Raw genomic sequence first — 14391 nt, 5'->3', positions numbered from 1 at the left:
ATGGGCTGGCTTGAGGGTGAAGTTGCCCTGATTACGGGCGGTGGCTCGGGGCTAGGCTGGGCTTTGGTCGAACGCTTTCTAGAAGAAGGTGCTCAGGTTGCGGTTCTGCAACGCTCACAAGCCAAAGTGGATGCACTAAAAGCTCATTTTGGTGACCGTATTGTGGCGGTCACAGGCGACGTGGCGAATTTTGCCGACAACGTTCGTGCTGTTCAGGCCACGGTAGAACGCTTTGGCAAACTGGATTGCTTTATTGGCAATGCAGGAATCTGGGATCACTATGCCGACATCGTGAATATGTCAGGTGAACAGTTAGAACACGCCTTTGATGAAATCATGGGGATTAATACCAAAGCATTGATTTTGGGGGCGAAAGCGGCACTGGATGAATTGGTGAAGTCCGAAGGTTCCATCATTTTCACCCTGTCCAATTCAGCCCTGTATTCTGCGGGCGGTGGTCCAATTTATACGGCATCGAAACATGCGGGTGTGGGTGTGATGAAAGAGTTGGCGTATGAGCTTGCACCGAAGGTACGCGTCAATGCCGTCGCGCCATCAGGCATGAATGTGAATATCAAAGGGGCTGCTTCTTTAGGGCAAGAGAATCTGGGTCTGCTGGACGCACGCGACCCTGAAAAAATTGCACGTGGTATGCCACTGAATTTCCTGCCTGAACCTGAAGAAATGACAGGCTCTTATGTGCTGCTGGCATCGCGCCAAAATAACCGTCCACTGACCGGTGTGTTAATCAATGCGGAATGTGGTCTGGGAATTCGCGGCTTACGTCAGCCTCGTGCTGGTTTTTTTGATGAGTGATTTGGGTGTGGTGCCGCATTTTTGATTAGCCCAGATTTAAATTAAATGAAGCACAGCCTCAAATAAGTGCGAAAGTTTAGATGGTTTTTCGAAGGCATTTCCTTACTTTTGAAGGATCAAAAGTAACAAAAATCCATGGTTGGGTGAGAGGTTCATCCCTGAAACCTTCACCCAACGGCGACATCCATGTCGCCAACCGCGATAGTGAATAGCTTCGTGAATTCTATATTTCATTTGAAACCACTCACAATGATTTAAGCCATTTACTAAAGACTTTACTGGGCAGCTGTCTTTTTAGTGGATATTTTTATTTTGGAGTCACACATGGCCGTTAAACTCATTTGTGCATCGCACAGCCCATTAATGGAATTTGCCTCTCCGCAGGAACAACGCAAAGAGCAAGTTGTTCGTGACACTTTTGCCAAGCTGGCTGCGGAAGTCAAAGCCTACGATCCAACCTTAATTATTACTTTTGGCCCAGACCATTTTAATGGTTTCTTTTATGACTTGATGCCAAGTTTCTGCGTGGGTATTCGTGCCACAGCCGCAGGGGATTGGGATTATGGCAAAGCGCATCCTGAACTGAATGTGCCTGAAGCCACCGCGTTGCAATTGGTGCACCGTGTCTTGGATGAAGGCGTGGATGTGGCGTATTCCTACCGTATGCAGGCCGATCATGGCGTGACTCAGCCCTTGCATTTCTTATGTGATGGGCAACTGAACCGTTATCCAACCATTCCAATTTTTATTAACGGTGCCGCCGCTCCGATGCCCACCACCAAGCGTACGCTGGCTTTGGGTCGTGCAGTGGGGCAGTTCATCCAGTCTTTAAATCTGGAAAATGAACGCGTACTGATTTTAGGTACAGGCGGATTGTCACATGATCCACCAACACCACAAATGGGTTCGGTGCCTGCCGAGGTCGAAGAGTTCCTGATTTGTGGGCGCAATCCAACCGCAGAATCACGCAACAATCGTCAAGCCAAAATTATTGCGGTGGGACAGAAACTGGCCGCGGGAGATATGTCGGTTGCTGTGCCGCTAAATCCCGAATGGGATCGGGCATTACTCGAGACATTGGCCAAAGCTGACTTTGCCGCGATTGAAGCCATGACCGAAGCGGACATCCGTCGTGATGGTGGACGTGGTGGACAGGAAGTCCGTTCATGGATGGCGGCATTTGCAGCCTTGCATGCATTGGGGGAATACCAGATGACTACACATTGCTATGAAGCGATCAGTGAATGGATTGCGGGCTTTGGCATCGTATCGGCAGAGTTAAAAGGATAAGCACATGAGTACGATTGAAACCATCATCATTGTCGGTGCAGGACAAGCTGGCGCAAGTGCGATTTTAGAACTGCGTAGCAATCAATATACAGGCAAAATCATTTTGGTGGGAGATGAAAGCCATCTTCCGTATGAGCGCCCACCTTTATCCAAAGATGTGATTTTAAAGCCTGAAGCGACCAAAATCGAAATTTTGTCGGAAGCCAAACTGGCAGAGTTGGGTGTTGAGGTGATCCGCAACAATGGCGTAGTCAAACTCAATGCAGAAGCCAAAACCGTGACTCTGAAAAATGGCGATGTGTTGGGATATGACAAACTATTGCTGGCTACAGGTGGCGCAGCACGCCGCTTGCCGAATTTCGATGCCTTGGGGCAGCAGGTGTATACCTTACGTAATTTGGAAGACTCACAAGCCTTGGTGCCCGTCCTGCAACCCGAACGTCGCATAGTCCTGATTGGGGGCGGTGTGATTGGTTTGGAACTGGCGTCTTCGGCACGTTTTAAAGATTGCCAAGTCACGGTCATTGAAATGGGTCCAATGGTGATGGGGCGTTCTTCACCGCAGCTTTTGAGCGAGTTTCTATTGGCACAGCAGCGTCAAGCCGGTGTTGATGTCCGCCTGAATACCCAAATCAGCACCTGTCGTTTAGATGGTGAAGATGTGGTGATCACGCTGGCCGATGGCGAGGAACTGCGTGCCGATGCAGTGATTTACGGGATTGGAATAGTGCCGAATGCCCAATTGGCAGTGGATGCAGGTTTAGCGGTTGATTTTGCCATTCAGGTCAATGAAAACTGCCAAAGCTCAAATCCTGATATTTATGCGGCAGGGGATGTTGCAACTCAGTTACGTGCCGATGGACAGTATCGTCGCGTAGAAACTTGGGAAAATGCCAATCTGCAGGCGGGTATTTTTGCATGCCATGTGATGGGAGTGGCACACCCTCAAGCCAATCCTGCATGGTTCTGGACGGACCAGTTGGATATTAACTACCAATTTGTTGGCGATATGCAGGCGACACAGTGGCATGTACGCGGTGAAATGGATGCCACTTTAGGTTCAGCCTGTTCTTGTGTGCTGTTTGGTGTGACTGATGGTGTGGTGGTGGGCGGTATTACCATCAATGCTGCCAAAGAAATGCGCCATCTGAAAAAAATGATCAGTAAACAACAGCCTTTCGATGCAGAAAAGCATTTAGATCTGGTGCAAGACTTACGCAAAATTGCTTAAGTTTTTGGGTTTACAACCTCGGCAGACTGAGTTGGATTTAAGTCTGCCGCTTTTTTTTGTGATGTATCTGTTATTTTCAATGCTTACTCGATTTGAACGCGCGATAAAGCATAGCGAAGTCTAAAGTTTATATTTTGTTGTTTGGCTTGAATTAGCGCATAGAGTATCTACAATAAGAAACACGCCAATCTCGACATTCATGTTATTGCATTGAATGTGACGTTTCTTTTAGATAATGACAGTACATGAAACAGAATTTAGAACAACAGCATTTCCAGATTAAAACCCAAGAATGTTGGTCACATACTTGGCGCAAACCTTATTTTCAATATCTTGAATCGGCACATTTTAATGGGACTCGATTTTTAAATCCGCTACCTTCACCTGAAGGGCGTACCCGTTTTGATTTATTTAAATGGCTGTTAAAACGCAAATCCTCAACGTGGGGAACCCCAGAAACCGTAGATCTCAACTCGAATACAGCAAAGCGTGTTTTACCACAAGACCGTCCGAATGCGGCCTCGAATGATTGGCAAGTTTGGTTTGTGGGACATGCCACTGTGCTGTTACAGATTGGTCCCTATAATTTATTGACTGACCCTGTCTGGGCGGAGTTTGTCAGTCCGAAACAGGGGCGTGGTCCCAAGCGTTTTTGTCCCGCTGGCATTGCACTAGAAGAATTGCCAACCATTCATGCGGTGCTGCTCAGTCATAATCATTATGACCATATGGATTTGGCCAGCCTGAACTGGTTGCATGATAAATTCGCCATGCCAATTTATACTGGCTTGGGCAATGGCTGGTATCTGCCAAAAAGCATGCATGTGATAGAGCTGGACTGGTGGCAATCGGCGCAGTTTCATGAGCTGGAATTGATATATACCCCTGCGCAACACGGTTCTGGACGCGGTATGCGCGATCAAAATATGGCACTTTGGGGCGGCTTTGCGGTTAAGCAGGGACGTGAATACAGCTTCTTTGCAGGTGATACAGGTTATTCACCACATTTTAAAGAAATTCATACCCGTTTGGGTGCGCCGCGCATTGCCTTATTGCCAATTGGGGCATATGAACCCCGTGAACTGATGCGTTATATGCATATGAATCCTGAAGATGCTTTTCAGGCACATAAAGATTTACATGCCAAATGTTCTTTGGCGATTCATTATCGGACTTATCAACTGACCGATGAAGCACGCGAGCAGCCTGAACATGATTTACATGTGGCAATGCGTGGTTCGTCCAAACTGATGAATCCGTTTTATTGCATCCGTGAAGGGAAACGACTAATTGTGTAAATGTGCTGTTTACATTATTTTATTTTGAATAAAATTTAAACAGTTTATTCGATATTACTTAAAGGCTTTGCTGCTCATCAGCACAGCCTTTATTTTTTGCCAGAAATTGATGAATTCAAAGCAAAAAAACTCAAGATTGTGAATGTTTTAGATAGAAGAATTCGATTGTTTTGATTAGTAAATTCCGCTTTAGCTCAGCTGAAAAACAGGCTATGTTGGTAGTCGAACACTACTTTAGACGGTTCAATAATAATCAATTTATGAAATTGAGTTTGGAGAGATAACATGGACAATAATTCGCAAGCCTCGTCAGGTAAGTGCCCATTTTCGCATGGTGCAAATACCTCCGCTGCCAGCTCAAACGATTGGTGGCCAAATTCACTTAATTTAGACATTCTTTCTCAGCACGACACTAAAACCAATCCTTTAGATCCCGATTTTGATTATGCGAAAGCCTTTGAATCCCTCGATTTAGAAGCCGTTAAACAAGATATCCGCGAACTCATTAACAGCAGCCAAGACTGGTGGCCATCCGATTATGGCAGCTACATTGGTATGTTTGTCCGTACTGCATGGCATTTGGCAGGTTCTTATCGTAAGCAAGATGGACGTGGTGGTGCCAATACGGGTAATCAGCGTTTTGCCCCGCTGAACAGCTGGCCCGATAACGTCAACACCGACAAAGGTCGCCGCTTGCTTTGGCCTATCAAGAAAAAATATGGCAACAAACTTTCTTGGGGCGATCTAATCGTTCTAGCAGGGACTGTCGCCTATGACGTTGCAGGACTAAAAACCTTTGGTTTTGGTGGTGGTCGTAAAGATATCTGGCATCCAGAAAAAGACATTTACTGGGGCGATGAACAGGAATGGTTAGCACCAACAGCCAACCGTTATGCCAGTGACCAAGACCGTAAATCACTGGAAAATCCTTTGGCTGCGGTACAAATGGGCTTGATCTATGTCAATCCTGAAGGGGTAGATGGGGTACAAGACCCACTGCGTACTGCACAAGACATGCGAGTCACCTTTGACCGTATGGGGATGGACGATGAAGAAACCGTTGCGCTTACCGTCGGTGGTCATACCGTGGGTAAAGCGCATGGTAATGGTAAAGCCGAGTTACTCGGTAAAGATGTGGAAGGTGCCGATGTCGAATTCCAAGGCTTAGGCTGGCATAACCCTGAAGGCACAGGTAACGGCCCGAATACCATGGTTAGTGGTCTAGAAGGTGCTTGGACTACACATCCAACCAAATGGGACAATGAATTCCTCTATCTGTTGTTCACGTATGAGTGGGAAAAAACCAAAAGTCCTGCGGGTGCAAGACAATGGGAACCGATTAACATCAAAGAGGAAGACAAGCCTGTTGATGCGCACAACCCGAATGTGCGTCGCAACCCAATGATGACCGATGCCGACATGGCACTCAAAATCGATCCTGAATACCGCAAAATTGCAGAAGGTTTTTATAAAGACCCAGCGCGTTTAGCCGAAGTCTTTGCCCGTGCTTGGTACAAGTTGACCCATCGTGACATGGGACCAAAATCTCGCTACTTGGGTGCAGATGTCCCTGCAGAAGACTTAATTTGGCAAGACCCAATTCCTGCTGTGGATTACACCTTATCTGAAGCGGAAATTGATGAACTGAAAGCCAAATTGCTGAACAGTGGTTTATCCAGCAGTGATTTAATTACGACGGCTTGGGACAGTGCACGTACTTATCGTGGTTCGGACTTCCGTGGTGGCGCTAACGGTGCGCGTATTCGTTTATCACCACAAAAAGACTGGGCAGGGAATGAACCTGAACGTTTAGCCAAAGTACTTGCGAAACTGGAAGAAATTCAGGCAGGTCTGACCACGAAAGTCAGCATTGCCGACCTGATTGTACTGGGCGGTACGGCTGCGGTAGAAAAAGCTGCACAAGCGGCGGGCGTGAATGTAAAAGTGCCATTTACACCAGGTCGTGGCGATGCAACCCAAGAGCAAACCGATGAATATTCATTTGCCGATTTGGAACCAACCCATGATGGTTACCGTAACTGGTTAAAACAAGACTATGCGGTGCAACCTGAAGAAATGCTGTTGGATCGTACCCAGTTAATGGGCTTGACTGCACCCGAAATGACCGTATTGATTGGTGGTATGCGTGTGCTCGACACTAACTATGGCGGTGCAAAAGAAGGCGTATTCACAGACCGCGTTGGCGTGCTCAGCAATGACTTCTTTGTCAACTTAACCGACATGAATTACACATGGAAACCTGTGGGTAAAAACCGTTACGAAATTTGTGACCGTGCTACGGGTGCAGTGAAGTGGACGGCAACCCGTGTGGATTTGGTGTTTGGTTCAAACTCAATTTTACGTTCTTATGCTGAAGTGTATGCGCAGGACGATAATAAAGAGAAATTTGTCCATGACTTTATTGCTGCGTGGAATAAAGTGATGAATGCAGACCGCTTTGATGTGAAGTAAGCTTCGCACCATAAAAAACCGCTCTTCAGAGCGGTTTTCTTATCCGTGATTAAAGTGCGTATCGTCAGAATTCATTTTACGCTTAGAACTCAGCATAGAACGGCTTTGATCAGCTTTTGAATGTGAATGTCTAGGGTATCTAAAGCAGGGATAGGCAAAGCAGTATCCTTAAAGATCAAAGGCAATTCCGTGCAGCCTAAGATGATCGCCTCGATCTGATCTTCCTGATACATCCGTTGCACAATCTTCAACATCTGTTGCTGCGTTTCTTTGCAAACCATGCCATGTTCTAGCTCATTTGAAATTTTGTCCGCAATAAAGCCTTGTTCACTGTTCTGCGGAACAATGACGTCGATGCCCGCTGCAATGAACGGTTGCTTGAAGAACTCGGCTTGCATGGTGAACTTTGTCCCAAACAATCCGACTTTTTTGTATCTATGATGCACAGCTTCCTCTTTGGTTGCTTCCACAATACTGATTAATGGAACGGAGGACTTCGCTTGAAGTTGTTCAAATACAATATGCGGCGTATTGCCTGTCAGGGCGATGACTTCGGCACCACCTGCAATCAGACTGTGAATACCTTGCATTAGATAGGCAATCAGCCCTTCCAAATCTTTGTTTTCACAAAATGCCAGTACATCAAAGACATTCAAGCTTTCAATTGCTAAGTCTGGAAAGAATGTTGCACCTACTTCACGCTGTAAGGCATAGACCAGTGTTTTATAGTAAAGCAGGGTCGACTCTGGTCCAATGCCACCAATTAATCCGAGTTTTTTCATTTCCCAGCCTCTGCACAGAACTGTGTTGTTGTTTCTCCGATGCTTACTTCTATGAATTGCAGATTTATACCAAGCATTGACTGATCTCTATACTTTTTTCAACCGATATGCAGCATGTTAAAGGTTGGTTGTATTCAATAAAATTAAATAATATTGAATAAATGGTTTAACTATATTGAATGATGGACATTAGCCAACTGAAAACATTAATTGCACTGGTCGATACTGGAAGCATTACAGGGGCAGCCAGAATACTCAATCGCGTTCCGTCTGCGATTACTATTCGCCTGCAACAACTTGAAGAAAATTTGGATACACCGCTGTTTTTACGCGAGAAAAAAAGCTTAATTGCTACGCCAAAAGCATTATTGCTTTACCAGTACGCCCAGCAGATTGTGGCATTAGCACAAGAAGCAGAACATCAGATCAAAAGTGATCAACCTTGTGGGCCTTTTAGAGTGGGAGCACTGGAAAGTATGGCGGCAGCCAGATTGCCACTTCCGCTGGCTCAGTTATATGCAACTTATCCTGCAATAGAATTAGAACTGGTCACTGGCATCCGAGATACCTTGTATCAATCTCTGATCGATGGGGCGCTGGATGTGATTTTGATTGGGGATGCACCGCAGAATCCACTCCTGAACAGAACATTCATTTTTGATGAAGAGCTGGTGATCATTGCAGCCAAAGCGCATCCTGCAATTGTGACCCCATCTGATACTGAAAATGCGACTGTCCTTGTGTTTAAAGAGGGGTGCTCTTATCGTGATCGCTTATTAAGCTGGTATCAGTCATTCAATAGGACCCCGAAAAGAATTGCGGAGGTCACTTCCTACCATGCAATTTTAGGCGGTGTGGCTGCTGGGATGGGTATTGCGATTATTCCCAAATCGATGTTGGAGATTTTTCCGAATACAGATTTACTGTCGATACATCCCCTGAATACTGTATTAGGACGCATTCAGATTGAATTAATTTGGAGAAAAAATTTAGCCTCTGCAAATATTCAAGCACTCGAAAAATGCCTGAAAAGTACGGTTACTGCGGTGCAATAATTCCAAGCCGTTTCGGAGAAAGGGCATATACGTGTTTTCAAAATTGGATGTATAGCAGCAGTGTGAGTTTGCTTTCAAACATCGAATATTAAAGCGATCAGTCCATATCGTTAGCAATTTCAATCAGATTTTGATTAGGATCACGAATGCAAACCGCTTTGATGTGAAGTAATTTTTCACCATCAAAAAACCGCTCGTAAGGGCGGTTTTTAGTGGGATATTTATTTTATCTTTTAAAAATAAACGGCTAATTTGTTTGGTTTCTGTGGTTTAAGACATTGAAATGTATTGATTGTTTTTTAATCATGTCTGAGTTGTGTTATGTCAATTTTAGAGAACCTTTATAATTTAGCTATTTCATTTTCAATAACTTTCATCTTCATTTTGCATGTAAATACTTTAAAAATTATCCCATTCACAAGTGTGCTGATTGTTATCGTAAAGAAAGCTGAAAAGATTAAATCAATTAAATAATATTCACTTTTAATCAAGATAGGTTGATAAATTGCAACTGCGAATAGAACGATCCAGTGGCTCATGCAATAAAAGCATTGGAATAGATAACCTATCATATGCCCGCATTTATTAGCAAAATTACGTACAGGTACGAAAAGTTCTGTAAGTGTAATCGTTGTTGCAATACTTGCAGATGCAACAGAAATTACCAGACAAACCCAAAGATCTTGAATAAATTCCATATCAGAACCAATATGTATCTTTTAAAGTTACATATTAAATCACTTAAAATGTCTTCATTCAATTAGACGGACAATTTTTATTATTTGCTTCATTCTCAAAATGAATTAACAGCTCTGATAATTTTATAGCTTTAAACTGATCAATCAATTGTTGCTCAGCATCTCGTAAAATACTATCAAGTACTTGGTTTACAGCGACTTCTACGGCACAGTTTGCATGTTCTATATCTGTATTAATAGTAAACAATTCTGTTTGGCCTACAGCCATTAAAACATCATATAAAGTGATATTTTCAAGGCGATTGTTTAAGATCCAGCCACCATTTGAACCATTCAAAGATTTCACATATCCATCTTTTTTTAGTCCTGCCATTGTTCTACGGACTACAACGGGATTCGTTTCTATCATTTGAGCAATCACTTCGGATGAAAGCGGCTTGTTCGCATATGCCATATGTAGAAGGACATGTAACATTCTAGAAAGGCGGCTGTCTTTTCTCACTATCAAATACTTATTGCATAATTTAATAATGATTATAGCTCTAGTTTGGATTTAAAATTCTTGCGCAAGAAATTAATTATTATTCATTTAACATAAGGGGGTTATGTGAAAATATCTTATATATTTATTTAAATATTAGTAACTTAAAACATTTAGTCTCATTTAAAATACCGGCTCTGAAACAAGTCTATATTTTTGTCAGAAATTTTAAAGAGTTTTGCCAATTTAAGCGGCCTGTTTAACGAATTAAAGCAACATTTTTATGCGGATGAGTGAAATCTTATTTATTAGAAAATACAGGATAAACTGTATAAATCCATTAAAAATTCATAATTGATTTATAGGATGGTGAGAATAAACGGAACAAATGAGATTCATCACAATGAAAAAAATCTTATCGGGCTTAATTTTAAGTTTGAGTGCATTGGCAATGACAGGGACCGCATTCGCAGCGAACACGACTAAGGATACTAAAAACCCTCAAACCATGCAGCATGATGCTGCTCAGCATAAAGAAATGAATGCGAAAGGTTGTCCACCGCCACCAAAAGGTGCGCAAGGGAAAGACCGTCCGCAGCCACCAAAAGATGCACAGGGTAAAGACCGCCCACAACCTCTAAAAGATGCGCAAGGTAAAGATCGTCCGCAACCACCAAAGGATGCGAGCGGTTGCCCAATGCCACCCAAAGATATGAATGCTAAAGACCATCCTGCAGCCAAAGCTCAGTAATTATGTGATCCTGAATCAAGAGTGAAAACCGCCGTTAAAGGCGGTTTTTTTCATTTTTATGTTTTATGAGTGTCTTGTAGATGGAGATAATTGCTCACAAACAATACAGCGCTTGGGGTTCTGGTTTCGCAGAGATTGCCGATTTTGGGCGTAAAATGAAAGTGAGATGAATCACAGCGAGGAAGATGAATACGCTCAAACAATCAAAAAAACCAAGAAGAAAAGGATGAGTAATGAACAATATTCAAGACGTCCTAAAAATTTGGGAAGAGGAAGAGCGGCAGGTGCGTGAACATTTGGCATCAGCTGGTTCAGTTCATCCATCCGAGCTGATTGAACGCACAGGTATGGATTTCTTTAATGACATGTTTGCAGGCAAACTGCCATCACCCCCGATCGGTGAGACTTTAAATTTTATTCCCTTACATATGGAAAATGGGAGTGCGGTGTTCCAAGGGCGACCACTGTATCAACACTATAACCCTTTAGGGACGGTACATGGTGGTTGGTTATGTACCTTGCTGGATTCTGCGGTCGGATGTGCGGTTCAGAGTACGCTACCTCAGGGCAAGGCATTTACGACGTTGGAAATCAAAGTCAATATGGTGCGGGCATTAACCGTGGATGTCCCGCTTGTTCGCGCTGAAGCTAAAGTGGTTCACAGTGGGCATCAAGTTTCCACAGCCGAAGGTCGTATCGTGGGTCCAGACGGGAAAATTTATGCTCACGCCACCACAACCTGTTTAATTTTTGATGTGCGGCCTTAACTTCTACATTAGCGTTCTAGTTCATGCACTTTTAAAAGTGGTTGATTGAACTGTCTATTGCACTGCTAAATTTAAATTGTTCAAAATATCCGATGTGATATACCCACATCGGATTTTGTTGCAAATAGACCAATGAAACCAGTGATGTTGTACCATTGGAAGCAGTGATATTACTCAGCTACCCAAAGTCGATAAGCCGAAAAGGATGTCCTGTTCTAAGATTGACCAAGCATCAAATTCGGGTTCCATCAACAGGCTTTGCGAGACAAAGCCATAGCAAATCCGTTGTACATTCAAACTGCTGCGTTGTAATTGTTCACGGTCCTGAATAAAAGGGGCAAGAATGCTGCGCCACATCTCCAGCATCATGGCATAACTTTTACGGTAACTTTCAATGTTGGAGATCTGCCGTTCCAGCAAAAATGTCTGTGCCCATAAAAATTGCTGGGCTTGAATCTGTTCTAGTTGAAAATGAATAATGCGCTGTAAATACCCTTGTAAAGTCAAATTTGTGGATAACTCAATCTGTTGCTGTGCATAACTTTTGAGTTGTTCAGCATTGCTTTTCACCTGCTGGAAAATGGTCAATGCAATCAAATCTTCTTTTTTGGAAAAGTATTCATAAAAGGTACCTAAGCCGACACCGGCCAGATCGGTAATTTCACGAATGGTAATTTTATCGGCTGAATGCTCATGCAAAAGCCGAACAAAACTTTCCTGCAAGGCTTCTTGGGTAAGCTTGGCACGTGATTGGCGCGGTCTGCGGCGGACTTGGATCTCAGGATTTTTCATGGCACAAAGCTGAACATATCAAGGTCATTTTTTCTCTATACTGAAATGAAAATCGAATCAGAACAAGAGCAAAATGACGATGATCAATACATGGATGACCCATCAAATCAGTAATCAATTTGATGAAAAACAGGACTATAACCTGTTTGCTACCGATCAAGTGCTACAGGAAATTTTGACCCGTTATGGCAGTCAAGATCAAACGACTTTAACTGAACTCGGACAGGTCGCAGGTTCTGCGGAATATTACAGCTACGCCGATCAAGCCAATCGACATACGCCAATTTTACATGCTTTCGATGCACGTGGACGGCGTAAGGACTTTATTGAATTTCATCCAGCATGGCATCAGTGGATGGCATTCAATCGCCAGCATGCCGTGCATGCCCATCCCTTTTTAGCACCGCAATCAAAGTCGGCTTGGGTAGACTGGGCTGCACGTTTTTATCTCTCGGGGCAAGTGGAATGCGGCAGTTTATGTCCAACAGCGATGACGCTTGGCAGTATTCCTTTACTGCAGCGTGAACCTGAATTGTGGGAAAAAATCGGCAGTCAATTGCTCTCGACCGAATATGATCCACGCGATCTCCCAATCGCCCAGAAAAAGTCAATTTGGTTGGGCATGGGCATGACTGAAAAGCAGGGCGGATCGGATGTACGTGCCAATCAGACCCTTGCACGCCCAGTCTCTACAGGGGGGCGGGGGCAAGCCTATTTGCTTACAGGGCATAAATGGTTTTTCTCGGCACCGATGTGTGATGCACATTTAGTGGTGGCAAAAACCGAACAGGACGGCTTGGCGTGCTTCTTTGTGCCGCGCTGGTTGGAAGATGGCAGTAAAAACACCGTACAGGTGCAACGCTTAAAAGAAAAAGTCGGGAACCGCAGTAATTCCAGTTCCGAAGTCGAATTTCAAGAGGCTTGGGGCATCATGATTGGTGAGGTAGGACGCGGCATTCCGACCATTATTGAAATGGCAAATTACACTCGACTCACGTGTTCGGTGGGCAGCAGTGCCATGCTGCGTCAGGCTTTGGTGCAGTGCCTAGCCTATACCCGACAACGCAAAGCCTTTGGCAAACATTTGGCGGAACAACCATTGATGCAGGCCGTTTTGGTCGATTTGGCATTAGAAACCGAGGCCGCAGTCCAACTGAGCTTCCATTTGGCACATTGTTATGCGCAAGAGGATCCCTTGTCTGAAGTATGGAAACGGGTGATGACGCCTGCGGCAAAGTTCTGGATTTGTAAACGGGCAGTGGAATTAACAGGCGAAATGATGGAAGTGTTTGGTGGCAATGGCTATGTCGATACGGGCATTATGGCGCGAATTTTTAAAGAGGCCCCAGTAAATACTATTTGGGAAGGTTCAGGTAATGTCATGTGTCTGGATGTGCTACGTGCGATTCAACGCGAACCTGAATCCATCCAGCTATTGTTCCAGTCTTTTGCTCAGGTGGTAAAGCACCAACCTATATTGCAACAAGAACTGCAACAACTGACCCAGTTATTCCAGCAATCACCCGATGCGTTACAATTTATGGCCCGCAGCTTGGTCAGTCGCTTGGTAATCCTTGCGCAAGCAATATTATTACAACAATATGCACCTGCATATGTAGCAGGGGCATTTATTCAATCCCGCTATCAGGCTTTTCATGGGCGCGTGGTCGGTATGCTGGAATTACAACATGATGATGTCGAAGCCATACTGGCACGGGCTTTGGCGATTTAATCGCGAGCAGAGGCTGTTTGTTTAGATAGACTGTTGATTGTTATTTAATCACACGTGTAAGCCTAGGCTTACAATGAATGATGGACATTGCGTATAGGCAATTTTTTCGAAATCTCCTATCATGCATTTCATTCAGGAACAGGATGTTCCAGAACATACAAGGATTGTGATGTTCTAAAGCAAGGATCGTTTTGGTGCAACAGGAAGTTATACCGAGCAACGAATA

The 14391-nt window shown here is 44.2% G+C and carries 13 protein-coding genes; 9 read left to right on the top strand and 4 right to left on the bottom strand.

Going from position 1 to position 14391, the window contains the following annotated elements; translation table 11 throughout:
• The 5 genes from hcaB to katG all read left to right on the top strand — a co-directional run bounded on the left by hcaB (position 1) and on the right by katG (position 7107).
• On the top strand, positions 1 to 816 hold the full coding sequence (gene hcaB / locus ACWQ4X_RS00430) for a 3-phenylpropionate-dihydrodiol/cinnamic acid-dihydrodiol dehydrogenase (protein ID WP_100240511.1): 816 nt from the start codon (positions 1 to 3) through the stop codon (positions 814 to 816).
• Positions 817 to 1140: 324 nt separating this feature from the next.
• Entirely contained in the window at positions 1141 to 2106 is a 966-nt protein-coding gene (locus tag ACWQ4X_RS00425) for a 3-carboxyethylcatechol 2,3-dioxygenase (protein ID WP_457902326.1), read from the top strand.
• Positions 2107 to 2110: 4 nt separating this feature from the next.
• Positions 2111 to 3337 (top strand): 3-phenylpropionate/cinnamic acid dioxygenase ferredoxin--NAD(+) reductase subunit, encoded by a 1227-nt coding sequence (gene hcaD / locus ACWQ4X_RS00420; protein WP_457902325.1) that lies wholly within the window; start codon positions 2111 to 2113, stop codon positions 3335 to 3337.
• A 245-nt stretch (positions 3338 to 3582) separates the two neighbouring features.
• Positions 3583 to 4635 (top strand): MBL fold metallo-hydrolase, encoded by a 1053-nt coding sequence (locus ACWQ4X_RS00415; RefSeq protein ID WP_457902324.1) that lies wholly within the window; start codon positions 3583 to 3585, stop codon positions 4633 to 4635.
• A 285-nt stretch (positions 4636 to 4920) separates the two neighbouring features.
• On the top strand, positions 4921 to 7107 hold the full coding sequence (gene katG / locus ACWQ4X_RS00410) for a catalase/peroxidase HPI (protein WP_457902323.1): 2187 nt from the start codon (positions 4921 to 4923) through the stop codon (positions 7105 to 7107).
• A gap of 89 nt (positions 7108 to 7196) precedes the next feature.
• Here katG and ACWQ4X_RS00405 read toward each other — a convergent pair whose 3' ends face one another.
• Positions 7197 to 7889 (bottom strand): aspartate/glutamate racemase family protein, encoded by a 693-nt coding sequence (locus ACWQ4X_RS00405; protein ID WP_457902322.1) that lies wholly within the window; start codon positions 7887 to 7889, stop codon positions 7197 to 7199.
• A gap of 179 nt (positions 7890 to 8068) precedes the next feature.
• Here ACWQ4X_RS00405 and ACWQ4X_RS00400 point away from each other — a divergent pair, with 179 nt between their 5' ends.
• Positions 8069 to 8944: a LysR family transcriptional regulator gene (locus ACWQ4X_RS00400; RefSeq protein ID WP_457902321.1), complete on the top strand. Its 876-nt coding sequence runs from the start codon at positions 8069 to 8071 to the stop codon at positions 8942 to 8944.
• 341 nt (positions 8945 to 9285) lie between these two features.
• Here the strand turns inward: ACWQ4X_RS00400 and ACWQ4X_RS00395 are convergent, their stop codons facing one another.
• Both ACWQ4X_RS00395 and ACWQ4X_RS00390 read right to left on the bottom strand, forming a co-directional pair.
• Positions 9286 to 9642 (bottom strand): DUF1360 domain-containing protein, encoded by a 357-nt coding sequence (locus ACWQ4X_RS00395; protein WP_457902320.1) that lies wholly within the window; start codon positions 9640 to 9642, stop codon positions 9286 to 9288.
• A 58-nt stretch (positions 9643 to 9700) separates the two neighbouring features.
• Positions 9701 to 10144 (bottom strand): RrF2 family transcriptional regulator, encoded by a 444-nt coding sequence (locus ACWQ4X_RS00390; RefSeq protein WP_374529355.1) that lies wholly within the window; start codon positions 10142 to 10144, stop codon positions 9701 to 9703.
• Between the two features lie 382 nt (positions 10145 to 10526).
• Here ACWQ4X_RS00390 and ACWQ4X_RS00385 point away from each other — a divergent pair, with 382 nt between their 5' ends.
• Together ACWQ4X_RS00385 and ACWQ4X_RS00380 are read left to right on the top strand one after the other, a co-directional pair.
• Entirely contained in the window at positions 10527 to 10874 is a 348-nt protein-coding gene (locus ACWQ4X_RS00385) for a hypothetical protein (RefSeq protein WP_457902319.1), read from the top strand.
• Between the two features lie 233 nt (positions 10875 to 11107).
• The gene (locus ACWQ4X_RS00380) at positions 11108 to 11641 is read left to right on the top strand and encodes a PaaI family thioesterase (protein ID WP_457902318.1); all 534 of its coding nucleotides are present in this window, start codon (positions 11108 to 11110) and stop codon (positions 11639 to 11641) included.
• A gap of 174 nt (positions 11642 to 11815) precedes the next feature.
• Here ACWQ4X_RS00380 and ACWQ4X_RS00375 read toward each other — a convergent pair whose 3' ends face one another.
• Positions 11816 to 12433: a TetR/AcrR family transcriptional regulator gene (locus tag ACWQ4X_RS00375; protein ID WP_457902317.1), complete on the bottom strand. Its 618-nt coding sequence runs from the start codon at positions 12431 to 12433 to the stop codon at positions 11816 to 11818.
• A 79-nt stretch (positions 12434 to 12512) separates the two neighbouring features.
• Here ACWQ4X_RS00375 and ACWQ4X_RS00370 point away from each other — a divergent pair, with 79 nt between their 5' ends.
• Complete coding sequence (locus ACWQ4X_RS00370) at positions 12513 to 14165, top strand: acyl-CoA dehydrogenase family protein (protein WP_457902466.1); 1653 nt, start codon at positions 12513 to 12515, stop codon at positions 14163 to 14165.
• Positions 14166 to 14391 lie beyond the last annotated feature (226 nt).

The sequence above is a fragment of the Acinetobacter sp. NigerLNRRAM0016 genome, assembly GCF_054112845.1.
This window is presented reverse-complemented; position numbering and strand designations above follow the sequence as displayed.

What these genes read in the sequence shown, in the direction of transcription:
- hcaD (WP_457902325.1), top strand. Translation starts at nt 2,111, where the DNA reads ATGAGTACGATTGAAACCATCATCATTGTCGGTGCAGGACAAGCTGGC.
- ACWQ4X_RS00400 (WP_457902321.1), top strand. Translation starts at nt 8,069, where the DNA reads ATGATGGACATTAGCCAACTGAAAACATTAATTGCACTGGTCGATACT.
- ACWQ4X_RS00405 (WP_457902322.1), bottom strand. Translation starts at nt 7,889, where the DNA reads ATGAAAAAACTCGGATTAATTGGTGGCATTGGACCAGAGTCGACCCTG.
- ACWQ4X_RS00415 (WP_457902324.1), top strand. Translation starts at nt 3,583, where the DNA reads ATGAAACAGAATTTAGAACAACAGCATTTCCAGATTAAAACCCAAGAA.
- ACWQ4X_RS00385 (WP_457902319.1), top strand. Translation starts at nt 10,527, where the DNA reads ATGAAAAAAATCTTATCGGGCTTAATTTTAAGTTTGAGTGCATTGGCA.
- katG (WP_457902323.1), top strand. Translation starts at nt 4,921, where the DNA reads ATGGACAATAATTCGCAAGCCTCGTCAGGTAAGTGCCCATTTTCGCAT.
- ACWQ4X_RS00380 (WP_457902318.1), top strand. Translation starts at nt 11,108, where the DNA reads ATGAACAATATTCAAGACGTCCTAAAAATTTGGGAAGAGGAAGAGCGG.
- ACWQ4X_RS00425 (WP_457902326.1), top strand. Translation starts at nt 1,141, where the DNA reads ATGGCCGTTAAACTCATTTGTGCATCGCACAGCCCATTAATGGAATTT.
- ACWQ4X_RS00370 (WP_457902466.1), top strand. Translation starts at nt 12,513, where the DNA reads ATGATCAATACATGGATGACCCATCAAATCAGTAATCAATTTGATGAA.
- hcaB (WP_100240511.1), top strand. Translation starts at nt 1, where the DNA reads ATGGGCTGGCTTGAGGGTGAAGTTGCCCTGATTACGGGCGGTGGCTCG.
- ACWQ4X_RS00395 (WP_457902320.1), bottom strand. Translation starts at nt 9,642, where the DNA reads ATGGAATTTATTCAAGATCTTTGGGTTTGTCTGGTAATTTCTGTTGCA.
- ACWQ4X_RS00375 (WP_457902317.1), bottom strand. Translation starts at nt 12,433, where the DNA reads ATGAAAAATCCTGAGATCCAAGTCCGCCGCAGACCGCGCCAATCACGT.